This is a genomic window from Actinomadura kijaniata (assembly GCF_014138665.1).
Classification (GTDB): domain Bacteria; phylum Actinomycetota; class Actinomycetes; order Streptosporangiales; family Streptosporangiaceae; genus Spirillospora; species Spirillospora kijaniata.
Genome location: NZ_JACJIA010000002.1, coordinates 78,764 through 96,690, shown reverse-complemented (window position 1 = coordinate 96,690; position 17,927 = coordinate 78,764). Strand labels below are relative to the sequence as shown.

Genomic DNA, 17,927 nt, shown 5'->3' with positions numbered 1-17,927 from the left:
TCAGTCCGACACCGTCACAGTGTCGCCTCGGACAGGTGCATCCAACCGGACACGGGGGTCTTCTTGACCCGCTCGCGGACCGGCTGGAAGCACTTGGGGTTCACCTCCCCGCAGTCCTGCGCGACGACCGTGTCGTAGACGTACTCGCTGGTGATGAACCCCAGGTCGGACTGGGTGCGCTGCATCCACTCGCGCAGCGTCGCCGAGTCCAGCAGCCGCGCCGCCTGGATGATCGTGAAGCCGTTGACGCCCTCGGTGTCGGAGGTCACCGGCCCGACGCCCAGCGCCGCCCGCAACCGGATGCGCCGCGCCTCGCCCGCCCAGCGGTTGTGGTCGCGCAGCCCGGCGGCCAGCCGCGCCAGCGTCGTCTCGATCACCATCCGGGGCGGGAACTCCGGCCGGACGACCAGCAGCGCCCCGTCACCCCGGTCCTCCCGGTGCATCGACTCCCACGGCACGCCCGCCTCCTCCAGCGCCTCGCGCAGCACCGCGTACATGACACGGCGGATCTCCCGCCGGTCGGAGTCGCGGCGGTGCGGGCCGCTGAAGTCCACGATGTCGGTGAACAGCACCGAGCAGATCTGCCCGGTCCAGGACGGGCGGCCGGTCCGCCGCCAGGTGGGGCGGCCGGGCGCGACCGACGGCGGCCGGACCGCCAGCGGCCGGACGCCCGCGCCGTCCCAGCCCGCCGCGGCCGGCGCGGCGCCCCGGGGCGAGGCGGCCCACTCCGCGAGGGGGGAGCCGGACACCGGGTTCTCGACGAGCCGCTGGTAGATCTCCTGCTCCAGCAGGACCAGCACGCGGGGGTGGGCCTCCAGGAACGCGGCGAACCGCGCCGTGGTCATGCGCAGGCACAGCAGCTCGTCCAGCACGACCACGGTGGCCGACCGCCGCCGCAGCATCAGCGTGGCCCGCTCGCCGATCACGTCGGCGGGACCGCGCAGCGCGACGATCCGCTCGCCGTCCCGGCCGACCGAGACCTTCACCCAGCCGGACAGGATCACCAGCAGGTGGTCGGCGCGGTCGCCCTCGTGCCACAGCACGTGCCCGACCGGCAGCCGGACGCGTTCGGCGGCCTCGACGAACGCGGTCTGCTCGACCACGGTCAGCGCGTGCCAGAACCGGGTCCGCGAGGGCGGCACCGGAACGGCGCCGAAGCCCTCCAGACCCGTGGGCGGGGGGCCGGGCGGCGGCAGCGCGGGACCGCCCGCCACCTCGGACCGGGCCGGGTACAGCACCGGGTCGTCGCCGTAGGTCCGGTACTGCACGGCGCCGCGCCGGGCCGCGTCGTGCCGGGTCGCGTCGCAGGTGGACAGGGGGTGGTCGGCGGGGCCGGAGGACGCGAGGGACAGGCGCGGCGCGCCGCCGTCCGACCGGGTGGGCGCCTCGACGGCGTCCGGGTCGTGGCTGTGGGTCCGCCAGGTCATGCCCGCACCTCCGTTCGGGTCTCGTCGGGTCGGGGCTGGGTGGGGACGGGACGGGCGGCGGGGGACCCCGGAACGGGGCAGCCCTGGACGGGCTTGGGTGGATGACCGTTAACGGGCGGGGGCTTTTCCTGGATTCTGCTCATGTCGAGAACCCCGTGTCTCACCGTGCGGCTTTCTGCGCAATCCCCGGTCGGATCGTTCGTTGTTACGGATTGGACCGATGTATCACCGCAGGGCCGCTCCACCTACTAGCCTCTTCCGCTTGATCGCGGTTAGACTGGGTGGGTCCGTCGTCAGCGTTTCGCCAGGTCAAGAGGGTGTGCGGCGAAATTTTCACCGCATCTTTCCCGACCGGCGGGCGCACCGGCGGGCCCGCTGGGGTCGCCCTTCACTTCACTTCGATCCGCCAGGCCGCCAAACCGGAGATCGAAGGGGAGTGGGGGCGGCTCTGTTTATTTTCGCACAGAAGACAAAGCGTCGGCGATTCCATTGACCTCCTGCCCGGCGGCGCCTCGCCGAGGGGGACGGCGCGGAGTCCCTGCGGTCGGCGGCCGACGTGCCGACCAGAATCCTCACTCAACGTCAGGATGATCTGCCAACTTTAACACGTCAGTCTGCCTTGTGCTACTACGATGACTGTCATTATGCTACCTGGCAACGTGGTAGGTGCGCCATAGCAGATGGCGTCCTGCAACGTTGATTAGAACCTTTCTCCTACTGTGGGGAGATGTGTCGGCTGCCGGGGGAGACCTCTTGCTCGTTGAACCTAACGGTGTGCCGCCACGTATGGAGGAAGGTGGCCGGTTGACACATGGCAGACCGCTGTATGGCGGCAACTACCCAGAGTGAGACACGAGATGACCACTGATCAGGGGCCAGTCGTCCAGAGCGCGTTGCTGCGCAGCGAGCTGACCCAGCTCCGCAAAGAGCGGGGCATGACCCAGGAGCAGGTGGCCAAGGCCCTGGAGTGGTCGACCTCCAAGGTGATCCGGGTGGAGGGCGGGAAGAGCTCGATCACGCGCACCGACCTCCAGGCGTTGCTGCTGGTCTACGGGGTCACCAACGAGAGCCGCCAGGAACGCCTCCAGAGCCTCGCCCGCGGCGCCCGCGAACCCGCCTGGTGGAACTCCTACAAGGGGGTGCTGAGCGACGCGTTCCTCAACTTCGTCGGCTATGAGGCGGGCTCCTCGTTCATCCGGCAGTTCACCTCGATGCTGATCCCCGGCCTGTTGCAGACCCGCGAGTACGCCGAGGTCTTCTCCACCGGCATCGTCGACGCGACCACCCGGGGCATGGCCATCCGCCTGCGCATGCAGCGGCAGGAGGAACTCGCCGCCCGGGAGAACCCGCCGCGCCAGTTCTTCGTCCTCGACGAGGCCGCCATCCGGCGGCACGTCGGCGTCCGGACCGATCCCGCGATCATGCCGAACCAGCTGCTGCGGATCGCCGAGCGGGCCGAGTCCGACGATCTGGTCACCGTGCGGATCATCCCCTTCTCGGCGGGCATGCACCTGGGCGTGTACGGGCCGTTCACGATCCTGGAGTTCGACGGCGGGCTGAGCGACATCCTCTTCATCGAGGGCCGTCCCGACGTCGGCGCGGACGTGACGGTCGCCGGCGACGACCCGCTGGTCGTCGACTACCGGAACAACTTCGAGACGCTGCTGGACGAGGCGCTGTCGGCCGAGGAGTCGATCGCGCTGCTGCGGCGGGCCGCCGACGACTTCATGGCCTGACCGACCCGGCTCCCGTGTTCCCATGCCCTTTCCGGAGGTGACGGCCACAGCGGACTCCCAAGGCGAGCGGGCCACATAACCGAAGCCTTCGATCTTGTGCCGCCGTATAGGCGGAAGATGTCAAACCGTTTACACTCGGGAACGGGAATTTTCCACAAGGTCGTGGTTTGTCATGCCCTGTTCGGCTCGCGCTAGGTGGGTGCTCCTGCCCGGTCGATTGGCGTCGCGGACCCCGCCGGCAGTGGATGGAGGGTCGCTGGATGGTCGATCGTTCGTTTCGGGGGACGGGTGCCGTATGGCGCAAGAGCGCGCACAGCGCGGAGAGCAGCGACTGTGTCGAGATCGCCGCTGTGCGTGCGTTGATTCTGGTCAGGGATTCGAAGGACGCGTCGGGTCCCGTTCTCACGCTCGATCGGCCGCACTGGCGGGGGTTGCTGTGCGGCATTCGTGACAGCCGTTCCGAACCGTTCTCCTGACGGGAGGGCCACACCGGGGGCGCGGGTCCTGAACCCGTGCCCCCGGTCATTTCCGATTCGCCCTTTCCGGTGCGCGGCCCGGAAACGGGGCGCGTTTGCGGACGTCAACACCGTTTTCGTCAACGCATCGCGATGCGGTTGCCGCCGCCCGCGCCTGTTTCGCCGTTTTCCGGTCGCCGCGGCGGGCGGCCCCGGGGGCGCGCCGACGTGCCGTCCTAGTCTGGGGTCGTGCCTGATCACGCTCGCCGGCTCGCGGCCGCCCTTCCCGGCGTCGTCCGGACGGACCTGACGGCCCGTGCCGCCTACTCCTCGGACGCGTCGGTGTTCCGGGCGGTCCCGGTCGCGGTCGCCGAGCCCCGCACCCCGGCCGATCTCGTCCGGATCCTGGAGGTCGCCGCCGCCGAGGGGCTGCCGGTCACCCCGCGCGGCGGCGGCACCTCGATCGCGGGCAACGCGCTGGGCCCCGGCGTCGTCGTGGACGTCTCCCGCCATCTGAACCGGATCGTCCGGCTCGACCCGGACGCCCGCACCGCCGTGGTCGAACCGGGCGTGGTCCTGGACGACCTGCGGGCGGCCGCGTCCCGGCACGGCCTGACGTTCGGGCCGGACCCGTCCACGCACTCGCGCTGCACGCTCGGCGGGATGCTGGGCAACAACGCCTGCGGCCCGCACAGCGTCGCCTGGGGCACGACCGCCGCCAACGTCGAGTCCCTCACCCTGCTGCGCCCCGACGGCCGCGAGCTGCGCGCCGCCCGGGGCACCAGCGGAAACGCGGCCACCGACGCCGCCCTGACCGCGCTGCGCGACGCGCACCTGGCGGCGCTGCGCACCGAGCTGGGGCGCTTCTCCCGCCAGGTGTCGGGCTACGGCCTGCACCATCTGCTCCCCGAGCACGGGTTCGACGTCGCCAAGGCGCTGGTCGGCAGCGAGGGGACCTGCGGTTTCGTCACCGAGGCGACCGTTCGGCTGGTCGAGGCGCCCGCCGCCCGCGCGCTGGCGGTCCTCGGCTTCCCCGACGTCCACGCCGCGGCCGAGCAGGCGCCGTTCGTCGCCGGGGCGGGGGCGCTCACGGTCGAGGGGATGGCGTCGGACCTGCTGGCGGCGCTGCGGTCGCGGCCGGGCCGGGGCGGCGCGGGCGCGGACCTGCCGCCCGGCGGGGGCTGGCTCTACTGCGAGGCCGGCGGCGCGACGGGGGCGGAGGCCCGCGACGCGGCCCACGCCCTGGCCGAGGCGGTCCGCGCCCGGGTGCCGGACACGACCTCGGTCGTCGTGGACGACCCCGCCCGCATGCGGGCGCTGTGGTGGATCCGCGAGGCGGGCGCGGGCATCGTGACCCGGCTGCTGGACGGCGGCGAGGCGTGGGCGGGATGGGAGGACTCGGCCGTTCCGCCGCGGCACCTGTCGGCCTACCTGCGGGACCTGTACGCGTTGATGCGCGAGCACGGGCTGCGGGGTGTCCCCTACGGTCACTTCGGCGAGGGCTGCCTGCACCTGCGTCTCAGCTTCGGCCTCGACACCCGGCCGGGGCTGGCGGTCTACCGCCGTTTCATGGAGGACGCGGCCCGGCTGGTCGTCTCCCACGGCGGCTCGATCTCCGGTGAGCACGGCGACGGCCGCGCCCGTTCCGAGCTGCTGCCCGCCATGTACTCGGCGGGGACGCGCAACGCGTTCGCCGCGTTCAAGCGGGCCTTCGACCCGGACGACCGCCTCAACCCGGGCATCATCACCGATCCCGCGCCCCTGGACGCGCACCTGCGCCCCGGGCCCGGCCGCGACGCCCTCGCCGTGACGCCCGTGCACGCCCTGACCCGCGACAACGGCTCGTTCACGGCGGCCGTCCACCGCTGTGTGGGCGTCGGCGCGTGCCGCGACCTGCGCGCGGGGGCGATGTGCCCGTCGTTCAAGGCGACCCGCGACGAGGTGCACTCGACCCGGGGCCGGGCGCGCGTCCTGGCGGAGATGCTGCGCGGTGAGTCGCTGCCGGGGGGCTGGCGTTCCGCCGAGGTCCGCGAGGCCCTGGACCTGTGCCTGTCCTGCAAGGCGTGCGCCACCGAGTGCCCGGTGAACGTGGACATGGCGACCTACAAGGCGGAGTTCCTGCACCATCACCACAAGGGCCGTCCGCGCCCCCGGGCGCACTACGCGATGGGCTGGCTGCCGTTGTGGTCGCGCCTGGTCACGGCGACCCCGTTCACGGCGGGCCTCGTCAACCGGGTCCTCGCGGCCCGGCGGCCGGCGGGCGCGGTCAAACGCCTGGCGGGGCTCGAACCGCGCCGCGACCTGCCCTCCTTCGCGCCGCGGACGCTGCGCGCCTGGACCCGTGGACGCCGGCCCCGGCGCGCGGGCCGGCCGGTGGTCCTCTGGCCGGACACGTTCACGAACTTCCACACCCCCGAGGTGGGCCGGGCGGCGGTCGAGGTCCTGGAGGCCCTGGGCCACCGCGCGGTCCTGCCGCCCGGTCCCGTCTGCTGCGGCCTGACCTGGCACTCCACCGGCCAGCTCGGGGTGGCGCGGCGCGTGCTGCGGCGCACCCTCGACACCCTGGCCCCCGCCCTGGAGGCGGGCCTGCCGGTGCTCGGCCTGGAGCCGTCCTGCACGGTCATGCTCCGCGAGGAGGCCGCCGAACTCCTCCCGGGCGACCCCCGCGCCGCGCTCCTGGCGGCCCGCGTGACGACCCTCGCCGAGCTGGTGCTGACCGGGGACGGCTGGCCGTTCGAGCGCCTGGACCTTCCGGCCGTCACGCAGTTCCACTGCCACCAGGAGGCGAAGGGGACGACCGCGGCCGACCGGGAGGTCCTGGAGCGCCTCGGGATCGCCGCCGACGTGATCACCGCGGGCTGCTGCGGCCTGGCCGGGAACTTCGGCTTCGAGCCGGGCCACTGGGAGGTCTCCCGGGCGTGCGCCGACCGGGAGCTCTACCCGAGGCTGAACGCCGCGCCGGCCGCCCTGGCCCATGCCGACGGCTTCTCCTGCCGGCTCCAGATCGTCCAGGGCACCGCGCACCGCCCCCTCCACCTGGCGCAGCTCCTCCGCCTGGCGCTCCGCCGGTGAACCTTCCGGGAATCCCCTTGCTCTTCACATGTGCAAACATTAGTGTTGCGCGAGCGGCCACCGGGTCGTGAGCGGGACATGCGCAGACAGGGCTGTTTGCATCTGTGACGGCGAAGAGGGGGAGAGATGCGACGAGCGGCAGGAGACGTTCCGACGCTGTGCACGGCGGCCGGACTCGCGCTGACGGCGGCCCTGCTGTCCGGTTGCGAACTCGGCGGCGGCTCCCCGGCGCAGGGCTCCCCGAAGGGCTCCGCCCCCGCCCCGCGCCCCTCCGGCCCCCTGGCCAAGGAGGCGCGGGCGATGCTGGGCACGCACGCGCGGATCGAGGTGAAGCAGGTCGAGCGCCACGCGGACCGTTCGGTCCTGCGCCTCCACCTGACCAACCTCAAGGACTCCCCGAGCCAGTTCTCCTTCGGCACGTCCCTGGCGAGCGCGGCGTTCGCCGAGCTCCACTTCAAGCTGGTGGACCCGGTCGGCCGCAGGATCTACCACCCGCTGGTCGACGAGGGCGGCAAGGGCCGCATGGTCGGCAGCGTCACCCGGACGTACCACGCCCACCCCGGCGTCCGCTACGAGACGGTGGTGCACTTCCCGCCGCTGCCCGGGGACGTCCGGGCGGTCACGCTCATCACCCCCAGCACGGCGGGCGAGTTCACCGGCGTCCCCGTGGTCGCGGGCCGGGGCGGCACCGGCCCCGAGGCCCCCGTCACCGAGGCCTCCGTCACCCCGCCGCGCGGCAGCACCGTCGCCCTGCCGGTGCACACCCAGAACGGCCAGGCCCCCCATCGGGTGAACGACCTGTACGGCGTCGCCTCCGGCGAGGTGAAGACGACCTCCACCACCCGGAGCGAGCAGCGCATCGGCCTGCGCGCCGACGTGCTCTTCGACTTCGACAAGGCGACCCTGACCCCCAGGGCCAGGGCGGTCCTGGACGACGTGGCCGCGCAGACCCGGGCCGAGGCGGACCCGTCCAAGCCGCCGATCGTCATCACCGGCCACACCGACGGCAAGGGCGCCCCCGCCTACAACATGCCGCTCTCCCAGCAGCGCGCCGCCGCCGTCCTCAAGGAGCTCCAGGCCCGGCTGGGCACCGCCTACCGTTACCGGGCCGAGGGCAGGGGCGAGAAGCTGCCCGTCGCCAAGGAGGGCGGCGCCGACGACGAGAAGGCCCGCGCCAGGAACCGCCGCGTCGAGATCTCCTACCAGATCAAGCAGGAGCGGGCCGAGACCAGGACCGGCGCCACCACCGGACCGGTCTCACCCGCCCTGGCCCCGGGCCGGCCGGCCGCGTTCCGCCCGACCGACGGCCGGACGGTGGCCGGCCGCACCATCGAGTTCCAGCTCTGGGGCCGGCCCGCCAAGCGGCGCATCGACGTCAGGCCGTTCTACCGCGACGGCGCCTACCTGGTGGCGGTCTTCGAGATCACCAACCTCGGCCCCGGGGACCTGAACATCGTCGACGGCTACTCCGACGGCGGCGTCGGCAGGTTCGGCTCGTTCACCGTCACCGACCCCACCAGCCGGATCACCTACGAGGGCGTCTCCATCGGCGCCCCGACCGACGCCCAGGGCGGCCGCAACATCGACCGCCTGGACCCCGGCTGGGCCACCTTCCTGGAGAAGCCCTCCACCGCCAACCGCGGCTTCTTCTACGTCCCCGCCCCGCCGCCGAACGTCACGTCCGTCACCTTCGACGCGGGCGGCTTCGGGAAGTTCCACGACGTGCCCGTCCAGTGATCCGCGCCGCTCGCCGCGGAGGTCACTCCGCGGCGAGCTTGGCGGCGTCGGCCTCGTCCAGCACGATGCCGAACGTCTCCGCCAGCAGCGCCGGGACGTCCGCCCGCCGCACCTCGCGCACCTCGCGCGCGTCGGGCCGGGTGACCGTCAACGTGAGGTCGTCGAGCTGGTAGAGCGCCTCGGCCGTGAACTTCTGCGCGTACGGCCGGGCGGTGAACGGCGACCTGGCGCTGGTGGACACGTAGTGGTTCCCCACGACGTAGTCCACGAGGTACTTGGGCTCCAGCGTGAAGTGGTGCCGGTCGATCCACCCGTCCGGTTCGCGCTGGTGGAGCGTCCACACCTCCTCGCCCGAGTACCCGGCGCCGCGCTCCAGCCGGAGCCGCCAGCCGTCGAAGTCCACCTCGTTGCCGTCCACCAGCTCGATCGGCTCCAGCGGCCCGCTGCCGAACCCGACGTCGCACAGCCAGACCCGGTCGTCGCCGGGGAGGGTCACGCGCAGCACCGCGTGGGTGGCGGGCCGCAGCTTGCCGGCCCCCATGCTGACCCGCGCCTGCAGCCCGGTCACCCCGTACCCGATCCGTTCCAGCACCGCCGCGAACAGCGGGGTGTGCTCGTAGCAGTAGCCGCCCCGCCGCCTCCGCACCAGCTTGTCCTGCAACGAGGGGAGGTCCAGCGGGATCGGCCGCCCGAGGATGATCTCCAGGTTCTCGAACGGCACCGACGTCACGTGCGCCCGCTGCAACCCGCGCAGCGTCTCCGGCGTCGGCGCCCGCTCACCCGTGAATCCGACCCGCCCCAGGTAGGCGTCCAGGTCCAGGTCGTCTCCGTGCCACCCGTACGAGGGATCCGCGTCAGGCATCTCCGCCCCCTAACCGATCTTCAGTGTCCCCCGACGCTAGCCCCTCGACCGAGCGTGAGGTCAATCCCCGTCCCCCGGAGCGAGCGGGCCGAGCGCGTGCCCCGTCGTGGCGTCGACGTGGTCGGGGATCTCCTCGTGGCGGTCGCCGACCGACGGCGTCCCGGTGGGCTCGAACATGAGGATCGCGGCGCCGCGCGGCGCGTACGGCCGGTGCTCCGTGCCCCGCGGCACGGTGAAGACCGCGCCCCGCGGAAGCCGGACCGTGCGTTCCCCGGCCTGCTCGCGCAGGGAGATGAACAGCTCGCCGTCGAGCACCAGGAAGAACTCGTCGGTGTCGTCGTGGGCGTGCCAGACGTGCTCGCCCTCCACCTTGGCGACGCGCACGTCGTAGTCGTTGACGCGCGTGACGACGCGCGGGCTCCACAGCGCGTCGAAGGAGGCCAGGGCCCTGTCGAGGGCGATGGGATCGTTGCTCATGCGGGAATCCTCGCCGGTTGGCCCCGCCCCGCGTGAGTGCTAGGAATCGCATATGTCGCAAGATTCCTCGCATGCGGGCCGGCACCGGGTCGTCGTGATCGTGGACGAGAACTCCAACCCCTTCGAGCTCGGCTGCGCGACCGAGGTGTTCGGCCTGCGCCGGCCCGAGCTCGGCCGCGACCTGTACGACTTCCGGCTCTGCTCGCCCGAGCCGGGCATCCTGATGCGGGACGGCTTCTTCACGCTCACGGGGGTCGCCGGGCTGGAGGCGGTCGCCGCGGCGGACACCCTGATCGTCCCGAACCGGCCCGACGTCGAGGTTCCCCGCCGCCCGGCCGTGCTCGACGCCGTCCGGGACGCGCACGCGCGCGGCACGCGGCTGGTCGGCTTCTGCAGCGGCGCCTTCACGCTCGCCGAGGCCGGCGTCCTCGACGGGCGCCGGGCCACCGCGCACTGGCAGTGGGCCGACTCCTTCCGGGCCCGCTTCCCCGAGGTCCGGTTCGAGCGGGACGTGCTGTTCGTCGACGACGGCGACATCCTCACCGCCGCGGGCAGCGCGGCGGCGCTCGACCTCGGGCTGCACATCGTCCGCCGGGACCACGGCGCGGAGGTCGCCAACTCCGTCAGCCGGCGGCTGGTGTTCGCCGCCCACCGGGACGGCGGGCAGCGGCAGTTCATCGAGCGTCCCGTGCCCACCGTCCCGGACGAGTCCCTGGCGCCCGTCCTGGCCTGGGCGCAGGAACGGCTGGACACGCCGCTGACGGTGGCGGACCTGGCGGCGCGCGCCGCGGTCAGCCCCGCGACGCTGCACCGCCGCTTCCGCGCGCAGCTCGGCACCACGCCGCTGGCGTGGCTCACCGGGGAGCGCCTCGCGCTGGCCTGCCGCCTGATCGAGCGGGGCGAGGCGCGCATGGAGACGGTCGCCCGGCACAGCGGGCTGGGCACCGCCGCCAACCTGCGCGCCCTGATGCGCCGCGAGATGGGCGTCACCCCGTCGGCGTACCGCCACCGCTTCGGCCTCACGGAGAGGACGGCCCGGCCTCGGGCCCAACGTCCCTCACGTAGGTGAACACGGCCATTCCGCCCCGCACGGTCTCGCTGTCGGCCAGCCGGAACCCCGCGGGGGAGAACCGGCCGTCGAACGCCCGGATCCCGTTCCCCGCGACCACCGGGTACACCTTCAGCACGATCTCGTCGATCTCTTCGAGCAGCGTCCCCGCGAGCCGCCCTCCGCCGACGAGGTAGACGTCCTTGCCGCCGTCGGCCTTGAGCCGCCGCATCCACCCCACCGGGTCGTCGGCGACGACCCGCACGTCCGGGTGGGGGGAGTCCCCCAGGGTCGTGGACACCACGTACTGCCGCAGGTGCGCGTAGGGGCTGCCGGCCCCGGCCCGCACCCCGGGCTCGTAGGCGCCCCGCCCCATCACGGCGGTGTCGAACCGCCGGGGTTCCCCCGCGATCCCGAGTTGCTCCCGCAGCGCCGAGGGCAGCGTGTCCGGGTGCCGCTCGGCCAGGAACGTCACCACGTCCGAGTCGATGGGGAAGAAGCCGAGGCCCCCGTCCGGTCCCGCGATGTACCCGTCGATGGTGACCCCGATCGGGTAAACCAGCTTTCGCATCCGTCTCTCCCTGTTCCGTGCCGTTCGCCTGCCTGGTCCTCGCGCCGGGGCGTCAGCCCGCGACCGAGGTCGTGAGGGTGGCGCCGTTGCCGAAGGAACGGGCCTCCCGCGGGGTGAACGACCGCGGCCCGAAGGGGCCCTCGACCATCGGGACCCCCGCGCCGAGCACGATCGGATAGCGCTTGACCACCAGCTCGTCGATCTCGTCGAGCAGGGTCCCGGCCAGGCGACCGCCGCCGCACAGCCAGATGTCCCGGTCGCTCTCCCGCTTGAGGCGGCGGACGAACGCGACCGGGTCCTCCCCGACCACCGTCACCTCGTCGGACGCCGCCCCGCCGAGCCGCGACGACACCACGTACTGGCGCAGGTGCGCGTAGGGGCTGGCGGCCCCCGTCGCCAGGCCCGCCTCGTAGGTGCCGCGCCCCATCAGCACCGTGCCGAAGCGCCGGTTCGGCGCGTTCTCCAGCCCCGCGGGGCCCCGGAACGCCGTCGGCACCGTCTCCGGGAAGCGCTCGTTGCAGTACTCCATCACGTCGGCGGCCCACGGGAAGAAGTCCGCGCGCCCGTCCGGCGCGGCGATGAAGCCGTCCAGCGTCACCGCCACGTAGTACACCAGTGCGCGCATCAGATCACTCCATTCAAAGTACTTCACTTGAAGTGATTTGAACGTAGTACTCTGTTTGTAGTGGTGTCAACCCCTCGAACTCAGGAGGCTCCATGCGGCAGAACCGGGAACGTCGGCAGGCCCTCGTCGACGCGGCCATCGAGGTGCTCGCCCGCGACGGCATGCGCGGGCTGACGTTCCGCGCCGTGGACGCCGAGGCGGACGTCCCCGTCGGCACCGCCTCCAACTACTTCGCCAACCGCGACGACCTGCTCATGCAGGTGGGCGGCCGCGTCTACGAGCGCCTCCAGCCCACCCCCGGCGACGACCTCGCCGCCGTCCCCGGGTTCGCCGAGGCCCTGGCCGCCGGCGACCCCCGCGAGCGCCTCACCGCGATCATGCGCGCGGTCGTGCACCGCGTCGCCGACTACCGCTCCGGCTACCTCGCCCTGCTCGAACTCCGCCTGGAGGCCACCCGCCGCCCCGCCCTGCGCGACGTCCTCACCGCGACGATCCGCGCCGACATCGAGACCAACGTCGCCGCCCACGTCGCCTCCGGCCTGCCCGGCGACACCACCACGGTCGAGCTGCTCCACCTCGCCCTCAACTGGCTGATCCTGGAGCGCCTGACCCTTCCCGGGGTGTTCCCGGCCGAACGCCTGGACTCCCTGGTCGCCGCCGCCGTCGAGCGTGCCCTGCCCGCGTGACCCCGCACCCCGCCGTCCCGACCGGGGCGGCGGGGCTCCTAGGCTGATCGGGTCCACCCGTACGCGACACGTCAGGCCCCCCGATGTTCCTCGAACGCGTCCGTGTCCCCGACGAGCTCGTCCCGCCCGCCGACCGCGCGCGGTGGCCGTTCACGGTCCCGTGCGTGGCCGACCTGTTCGGCGAGGGGCTGGAGTTCACCCGCCCCGTCACGTTCCTGGTCGGGGAGAACGGCTCGGGCAAGTCCACCCTCGTCGAGGCGATCGCCGACGCGTTCGGGCTCGACTCCAGGGGAGGCCGCGCGGGCCGCAAGTACGCCGGCACCACCCCCCTCACCCCGCTCGGCGAGGTCCTGCACACCGATCTGACCGTCCGCGGGGCCCGGATGCTCGGCGGCCCCCGCAACCGCCGCAAGGGGTTCTTCCTGCGCGCCGAGACCGCCCTCGAACTGGCGGAGAAGGTCTCCGGCCTGCCCGGCTACTGGACCGAGGACGTGCTGACCCAGAGCCACGGCGAGGGGTTCCTGACCATCTTCGAGGCCATGCTCCGCGAACCCGGCCTCTACCTCCTCGACGAGCCGGAGTCCGCGCTGTCGTTCACCGCCTCCCTCGGCCTGGTCTCCCTCATGCACGAGCTCGGCGGGTCCGGCGCCCAGGTCATCTGCGCGACCCACTCGCCGGTCCTGGCCGCCACCCCCGGCGCCGACATCGTCGAGATCGGCCCGCACGGCGCCCGCCGGGTCGGCTGGGACGAGCTGGACCTCGTGGACCACCACCGCCGCTTCCTCGGCGACCCGGACGCGTACCTGCGCCGCGTCCTCTGAAAACTTCCGGCGGAAAAAACCCCGGCCAGGGTTAACGATCATCGGTCAAGGTAATGAGATGGTCGCGGAGAGTAATCACTCCGTACTGAGAACGCCCGCCGCGTCCGTGCACACCGAGCCGGAGCCTTCCGACGACCCCCGGGTGACCGGCACACACGGACGCGGCGGGCGTACGACCCCGCCCGTCAGCGCACGTAGACGGCGGTCCCGATGGGCACGATCCGGAACAGCAGGTCCGCCGTGTGCCGCATCGGCAGCCGCGCGCACCCGTGCGAGGCCGGGTACAGCGGCACGCTCGGCGACCCGTGCAGCGCGTACCCCCGGTAGAAGTAGACCGGCTTGTACAGGTCGCCCAGCGGCGCGTGCCGCCAGCCGTTGATCTTCCGATGGACGCGGAAGTTCCCCGACGGCGTCCGGGCCACCTCGCACCTGCCCTGGTGGCAGTACCGCTTGCCGCTGCCGGTCGAGGTGTGCGTGATGAGCTGGACCCGGCCGCCCTTGTAGACCACGACGAGCTGCCGCTTCTTGGAGATCTCCACCCGGTTCGCCGCGCCCCCGGAGACGATCCGCGCCGGCGCCTTCGGCCTGGCCAGCGCCGCCCACGTGCGCCTGCCGACGGTCCCGTTCGGCGCGAGCCCGTTGACCTTCTGGAACGCCAGCACCGCGAACCGCAGGTCCGTGCCGTACTTCCCGTCGGCCTTGCCGGGGGCGTAGTGCAGCGCGCGCAGCCGCTCCTGCACGTACTTGACGTACTTGCCCTTGGCTCCGTAACGCAGCGTGGGCTTCGCCGCGGCCTCCGCCGCGGGGGCGGCGACCAGCGACGCGGACAGGGATGACACCAGGACGGCCAGACCGGCCAACTTCATGCGCATACGCGAACGACTCTCCGTTCCGCGGGACAGGGGGATCCTCATGGACCACAGGGGTGACACCGCCATCTTTTCCGACTCCGGCCCCACGGGGAAGGTTCACGCCGCGCGTCCGCCTCCGGCTCTGTCCGGAACCAGCCTCGCCCTGACCAACGATCACCACGAGGTGTCACCCTTGGTGGACTCCATGTCGCCGGAGGTGCCCATGCAGCGTTATCCCGGCTACCCGCCGCCGCGGCGGAAACGACCGCCCTCCATCGTGAAGCTCGCACTGATCGCCACCGGGGCCGGCGTCCTGACGACGGCCGCGTTCGGCCGGACCGTGGCGGCCCACCCCGTCCTGACCGCGCTGTGCCTGGTCCTCGGCCTGGCGGCGATCATCGGATGCAGCTACTACCTGGCCCGGCTGGCCGAACGGGAGCGTCACGCGATCTTCGAGGCCAACAGCCGGCTGGAGGTCGTCGACCGGATGACCGGGACGCAGTTCGAGGAGCACATCGCCGAACTGCTCCGCCGCGACGGCTTCACCGACGTCCGCGTCCTCGGCGGGGCCGGGGACCGGGGCGCCGACATCACCGCCCGCGACCCCGACCGCAAGCCGGTGGCCGTCCAGTGCAAACGCTGGTCGAAGCCGATCGGCGCCCCCGAGGTCCGCAACTTCATCGGCGCGCTGAACGCCACCTACGACGGCCACCGGGGCGTCTTCGTCGCCTCCAGCGGCTTCACCCGCCAGGCCGCCGAGGAGGCGGCCCTGTGCGGCCTGCTGCTGGTCGACCGCCCCCATCTGGCCCGCTGGCTGACCGGCACCCCGATCTCCCTGCCCTGATCCCGGCCGCTCCGCGACGGCGGGCGACCGGCGGCACCAGGGTCGCAGCACCCCGCCGCGCAGGAGGTCAGAGCGACCATGACGAACCACGAGGGCTGGGACGCCGTCGACGCGCTGCTCAGGCAGCGCTACCCGGACGTCGAGTGGCACGCCCCCGTTCCCTACCGGCCGGCGGGCCGGTTCGTGACGAACCCGATGGCGATCCACCGCCGCGCCGGGCCCGTGCCGCACCGGCACATGATCGGCTACGCCCTGACCGACTCGGCGGGCACGCCGGGCCGCACGTCGTCCAGCAGCCGCAGGAACGTGCCCTCGTCCACGACCGGAACGCCCTCCTCCGCGGCCCGGCGCGCCTTGGCGGTCTCCAGCCCCCGGTCGTTGGTGACGAGCACGCTCGTGTTGCGGCTGACGGACCCCATGACGTTCAGCCCCACCGCGACGGCCCGCTCGACCAGCTTCTCCCGGGGCATGACGGTCTCCCCGGTGATGGCGACCTTCATCCCCTGGACGAGCGGCCCGCCCTCGTCCATCCGCCCCGGGCTCCGGTAGGGGCACGGGGTCTTGGGGATGCTGGGCGGCCTGCGCGCCCGCCGCGCCCGGCAACTGACCAGCGGCAACGCCACCTCGTCCCGATCAGCCGCCGCCAGCGACCCCCGCAGCACCCCCGCCAGCGCCCGGGCGTCCTCCAACGCGTCGTGCGCCCGCCGGTGCTCGGCCCCGTAGTGCGCGGCGAGCGTCCCCAACTGCAGATCCCCGACCGGCGGCCGGATCCGCCGGTTCAGCGACAGCGTGCACAGCCACCGCTCGACGGGAAGCTCGATCCCGGCCCGCGCGAACTCGGCGGCGAGGAACTCGTAGTCGAACTCGGCGTTGTGGGCGACCATCACCCGCCCCCGGAGCAGCCGCGCGACCTCCCCGGCCACCTCCGAGAACAACGGAGCCCCCCGAAGCCGCTCCACGGTGATCCCGTGCACCTCGACGGGCCCCGGATCAACCCCCGGATTCACCAGCGAACCGAACTCGCCCTCGAACTCGCCCCCGGCCCCGAGCACGACGACACCGACCGCCAGCACCCGATCCGCCAACGAGTCCAACCCGGTCGTCTCGACATCGACACAAGCCCACCCGAGGTCATCTCCACCCGAATCCGCCGGCCACATACCAGCCACGTTAACCACGAGCCCCAAGCCCATTCACCAAATCCCCAAACCCCCACCTCAACGACGCCGGGCCGTGGCGTTCCCGTCGGTCCGGCGGGTGGGGAGGGGGAGGGCTGCCGCGATGGCGGTCAGGAATGCCAGCATCGCTCCGGACACGTACCAGTAGGTGTAGACGCCGAAGTTCTTCAGGGGCCAGTGGCGGTAGGGGACCACGCCGGGGATCTGGCCCGATTCGGCGGCGGCGTTGCGGAACAGCAGGAGGGCGTCCAGGCAGCTGGCCGGCATCAGGGCCAGGAGCGGGAAGAGCATGGCGTCGTACCACGGGCGTTGCAGCGGGGAGGCCAGCAGCCATGCCGCGCACAGGACGAACAGGGGGCGGATCTCCGGGAAGTCCTCGTGGGCCTTCGGGGCGCGCCAGGCCAGCAGGACGAACAGGAGGGCCGTCGCCGTCCAGCCCAGGGTCTCGTGGGTCACGGTCCAGGAGGCGTCGGCCGCCCATCTCACCGGCCAGCGCCACGGGCTGATGGGGGAGATGCCGTCCAGCTTCGTGAACATCACCTGCAACGTCGCCTGCCCCGCCAGCAGGTAGGCCGGGACGATCGCCGCCACGGCCCCCAGGGCCAGGGCCGCCAGGGCGCGGAGGGAGCGGCGCTGGGTCCAGGCCAGGGCCAGGCCCGCCAGGGCGAACGGGGCCTTCACCGCCGCAGCCGCGCCCAGCAGCGCCCCCGTCAGCAGGAGCAACGGAACGGGCGCGCGGTCGCGCAGGTGGAACGCCAGCAGGCCCGCCGCCATCAGGAGCGCGGCCAGGCCGTCCACGTGGGCGCCGACCACCCCGGCCCACAGCATGAGGGGGTTCAGCGTCCACAGCAGGTGGACGCGGCGGCGGCGGTCGGGGTCGGCGGCCGTGATCCGGTCCAGGACCAGGGCCGTTCCGGCGAAGGCCGCCGCCATCACCAGTTTGAGCAGGAAGGTGATCGCGGCCATGGAGGCGCCGCCGAGCAGCGCGACCAGCCAGAACAGGCCGTTGGCCAGCGGGCCGTACACCGACGGCGTCTTCCGCCAGGCGCGCGGCGCGAAGCGGGCCACCGGGTCATGGGCGTCGATCAGTTGTTGCGGGACGGCGACGGCCGGGTCGAGGCCGAGCACCGCCTCACGCCCGTACAGGGCGTAGCTCAGCAGGTCGGTGGAGCCCGCCACCGGCAGGACGGCCAGCACCCCCGTGACGGCCAGCCCGGCGACCAGCAGCCGGGTCGGGGAGGGCCGCCAGCCCAGGCGCAGCCCGCGCAGGGCCAGGTACACCCCCGTCGCGCCGAACGCCATCACCGCCCAGCACAGCAGCAGGGTCGTCAGGGCGGAGGGGCGGAGGTCCAGCCAGCGCCAGCCCCCGGTCCTCGGGACCGCGTAGGACGGCCCCTGGACGCAGATGAGGGCCATCGCGAGCACGGCCGCGCCGATCACGGCCAGTCCCGCGCCGCCCCATCGCGCCCCGCCGTCCCCGAACCACCGCAACCGTCCCCCGAGTCCCCGCACACCCCCAAACTAACCAGCATGATCA

16 protein-coding genes are annotated in these 17,927 nt (G+C 72.9%); 8 read left to right on the top strand and 8 right to left on the bottom strand.

Annotated features, from left to right (window positions below):
* Positions 1-14: 14 nt before the first annotated feature.
* Positions 15-1,427, bottom strand: a complete 1,413-nt coding sequence (locus HNR61_RS07555; protein ID WP_182842417.1) for a cyclic nucleotide-binding domain-containing protein — start codon at positions 1,425-1,427, stop codon at positions 15-17.
* An 857-nt stretch (positions 1,428-2,284) separates the two neighbouring features.
* Between HNR61_RS07555 and HNR61_RS07550 the strand changes: the two genes are divergently transcribed.
* The 4 genes from HNR61_RS07550 to HNR61_RS07535 all read left to right on the top strand — a co-directional run bounded on the left by HNR61_RS07550 (position 2,285) and on the right by HNR61_RS07535 (position 8,427).
* Complete coding sequence (locus HNR61_RS07550; RefSeq protein ID WP_182842416.1) at positions 2,285-3,163, top strand: helix-turn-helix domain-containing protein; 879 nt, start codon at positions 2,285-2,287, stop codon at positions 3,161-3,163.
* A 260-nt stretch (positions 3,164-3,423) separates the two neighbouring features.
* Positions 3,424-3,639 (top strand): DUF397 domain-containing protein, encoded by a 216-nt coding sequence (locus HNR61_RS07545; protein ID WP_084000735.1) that lies wholly within the window; start codon positions 3,424-3,426, stop codon positions 3,637-3,639.
* Between the two features lie 228 nt (positions 3,640-3,867).
* Positions 3,868-6,690, top strand: a complete 2,823-nt coding sequence (locus tag HNR61_RS07540) for an FAD-binding and (Fe-S)-binding domain-containing protein (RefSeq protein ID WP_182842415.1) — start codon at positions 3,868-3,870, stop codon at positions 6,688-6,690.
* A 126-nt stretch (positions 6,691-6,816) separates the two neighbouring features.
* On the top strand, positions 6,817-8,427 hold the full coding sequence (locus tag HNR61_RS07535) for an OmpA family protein (RefSeq protein WP_182842414.1): 1,611 nt from the start codon (positions 6,817-6,819) through the stop codon (positions 8,425-8,427).
* 22 nt (positions 8,428-8,449) lie between these two features.
* On the opposite strand, the gene HNR61_RS07530 is transcribed toward HNR61_RS07535, so the two are convergent.
* Positions 8,450-9,289 (bottom strand): arylamine N-acetyltransferase family protein, encoded by an 840-nt coding sequence (locus HNR61_RS07530; protein WP_182842413.1) that lies wholly within the window; start codon positions 9,287-9,289, stop codon positions 8,450-8,452.
* Between the two features lie 60 nt (positions 9,290-9,349).
* Entirely contained in the window at positions 9,350-9,766 is a 417-nt protein-coding gene (locus tag HNR61_RS07525; RefSeq protein ID WP_182842412.1) for a cupin domain-containing protein, read from the bottom strand.
* A 52-nt stretch (positions 9,767-9,818) separates the two neighbouring features.
* Here HNR61_RS07525 and HNR61_RS07520 point away from each other — a divergent pair, with 52 nt between their 5' ends.
* Entirely contained in the window at positions 9,819-10,835 is a 1,017-nt protein-coding gene (locus tag HNR61_RS07520; protein WP_182842411.1) for a GlxA family transcriptional regulator, read from the top strand.
* Here HNR61_RS07520 and HNR61_RS07515 read toward each other — a convergent pair.
* Both HNR61_RS07515 and HNR61_RS07510 read right to left on the bottom strand, forming a co-directional pair.
* Positions 10,786-11,385 (bottom strand): dihydrofolate reductase family protein, encoded by a 600-nt coding sequence (locus HNR61_RS07515; RefSeq protein WP_182842410.1) that lies wholly within the window; start codon positions 11,383-11,385, stop codon positions 10,786-10,788. The two genes, HNR61_RS07520 and HNR61_RS07515, sit on opposite strands and share 50 nt — an antisense overlap.
* Positions 11,386-11,437: 52 nt before the next feature.
* Positions 11,438-12,010, bottom strand: a complete 573-nt coding sequence (locus HNR61_RS07510; RefSeq protein WP_182842409.1) for a dihydrofolate reductase family protein — start codon at positions 12,008-12,010, stop codon at positions 11,438-11,440.
* A 92-nt stretch (positions 12,011-12,102) separates the two neighbouring features.
* On the opposite strand from HNR61_RS07510, the gene HNR61_RS07505 reads away from it, so the two are divergent.
* A complete protein-coding gene (locus tag HNR61_RS07505; RefSeq protein WP_182842408.1) occupies positions 12,103-12,696 on the top strand; it encodes a TetR/AcrR family transcriptional regulator in 594 nt (197 codons plus the stop codon).
* A gap of 83 nt (positions 12,697-12,779) precedes the next feature.
* Positions 12,780-13,517, top strand: coding sequence for an AAA family ATPase (locus HNR61_RS07500; protein ID WP_182842407.1), 738 nt, complete (start codon positions 12,780-12,782; stop codon positions 13,515-13,517).
* A gap of 185 nt (positions 13,518-13,702) precedes the next feature.
* Here HNR61_RS07500 and HNR61_RS07495 read toward each other — a convergent pair whose 3' ends face one another.
* Complete coding sequence (locus tag HNR61_RS07495) at positions 13,703-14,383, bottom strand: L,D-transpeptidase family protein (protein WP_182842406.1); 681 nt, start codon at positions 14,381-14,383, stop codon at positions 13,703-13,705.
* A 181-nt stretch (positions 14,384-14,564) separates the two neighbouring features.
* Here HNR61_RS07495 and HNR61_RS07490 point away from each other — a divergent pair, with 181 nt between their 5' ends.
* Positions 14,565-15,212, top strand: coding sequence for a restriction endonuclease (locus HNR61_RS07490; RefSeq protein WP_312897862.1), 648 nt, complete (start codon positions 14,565-14,567; stop codon positions 15,210-15,212).
* Between the two features lie 245 nt (positions 15,213-15,457).
* Here HNR61_RS07490 and HNR61_RS07485 read toward each other — a convergent pair whose 3' ends face one another.
* Both HNR61_RS07485 and HNR61_RS07480 read right to left on the bottom strand, forming a co-directional pair.
* Positions 15,458-16,372, bottom strand: coding sequence for an exonuclease domain-containing protein (locus tag HNR61_RS07485; protein WP_182842404.1), 915 nt, complete (start codon positions 16,370-16,372; stop codon positions 15,458-15,460).
* A 57-nt stretch (positions 16,373-16,429) separates the two neighbouring features.
* Positions 16,430-17,902: an MptA/MptB family glycosyltransferase gene (locus tag HNR61_RS07480; RefSeq protein ID WP_182842403.1), complete on the bottom strand. Its 1,473-nt coding sequence runs from the start codon at positions 17,900-17,902 to the stop codon at positions 16,430-16,432.
* Positions 17,903-17,927 lie beyond the last annotated feature (25 nt).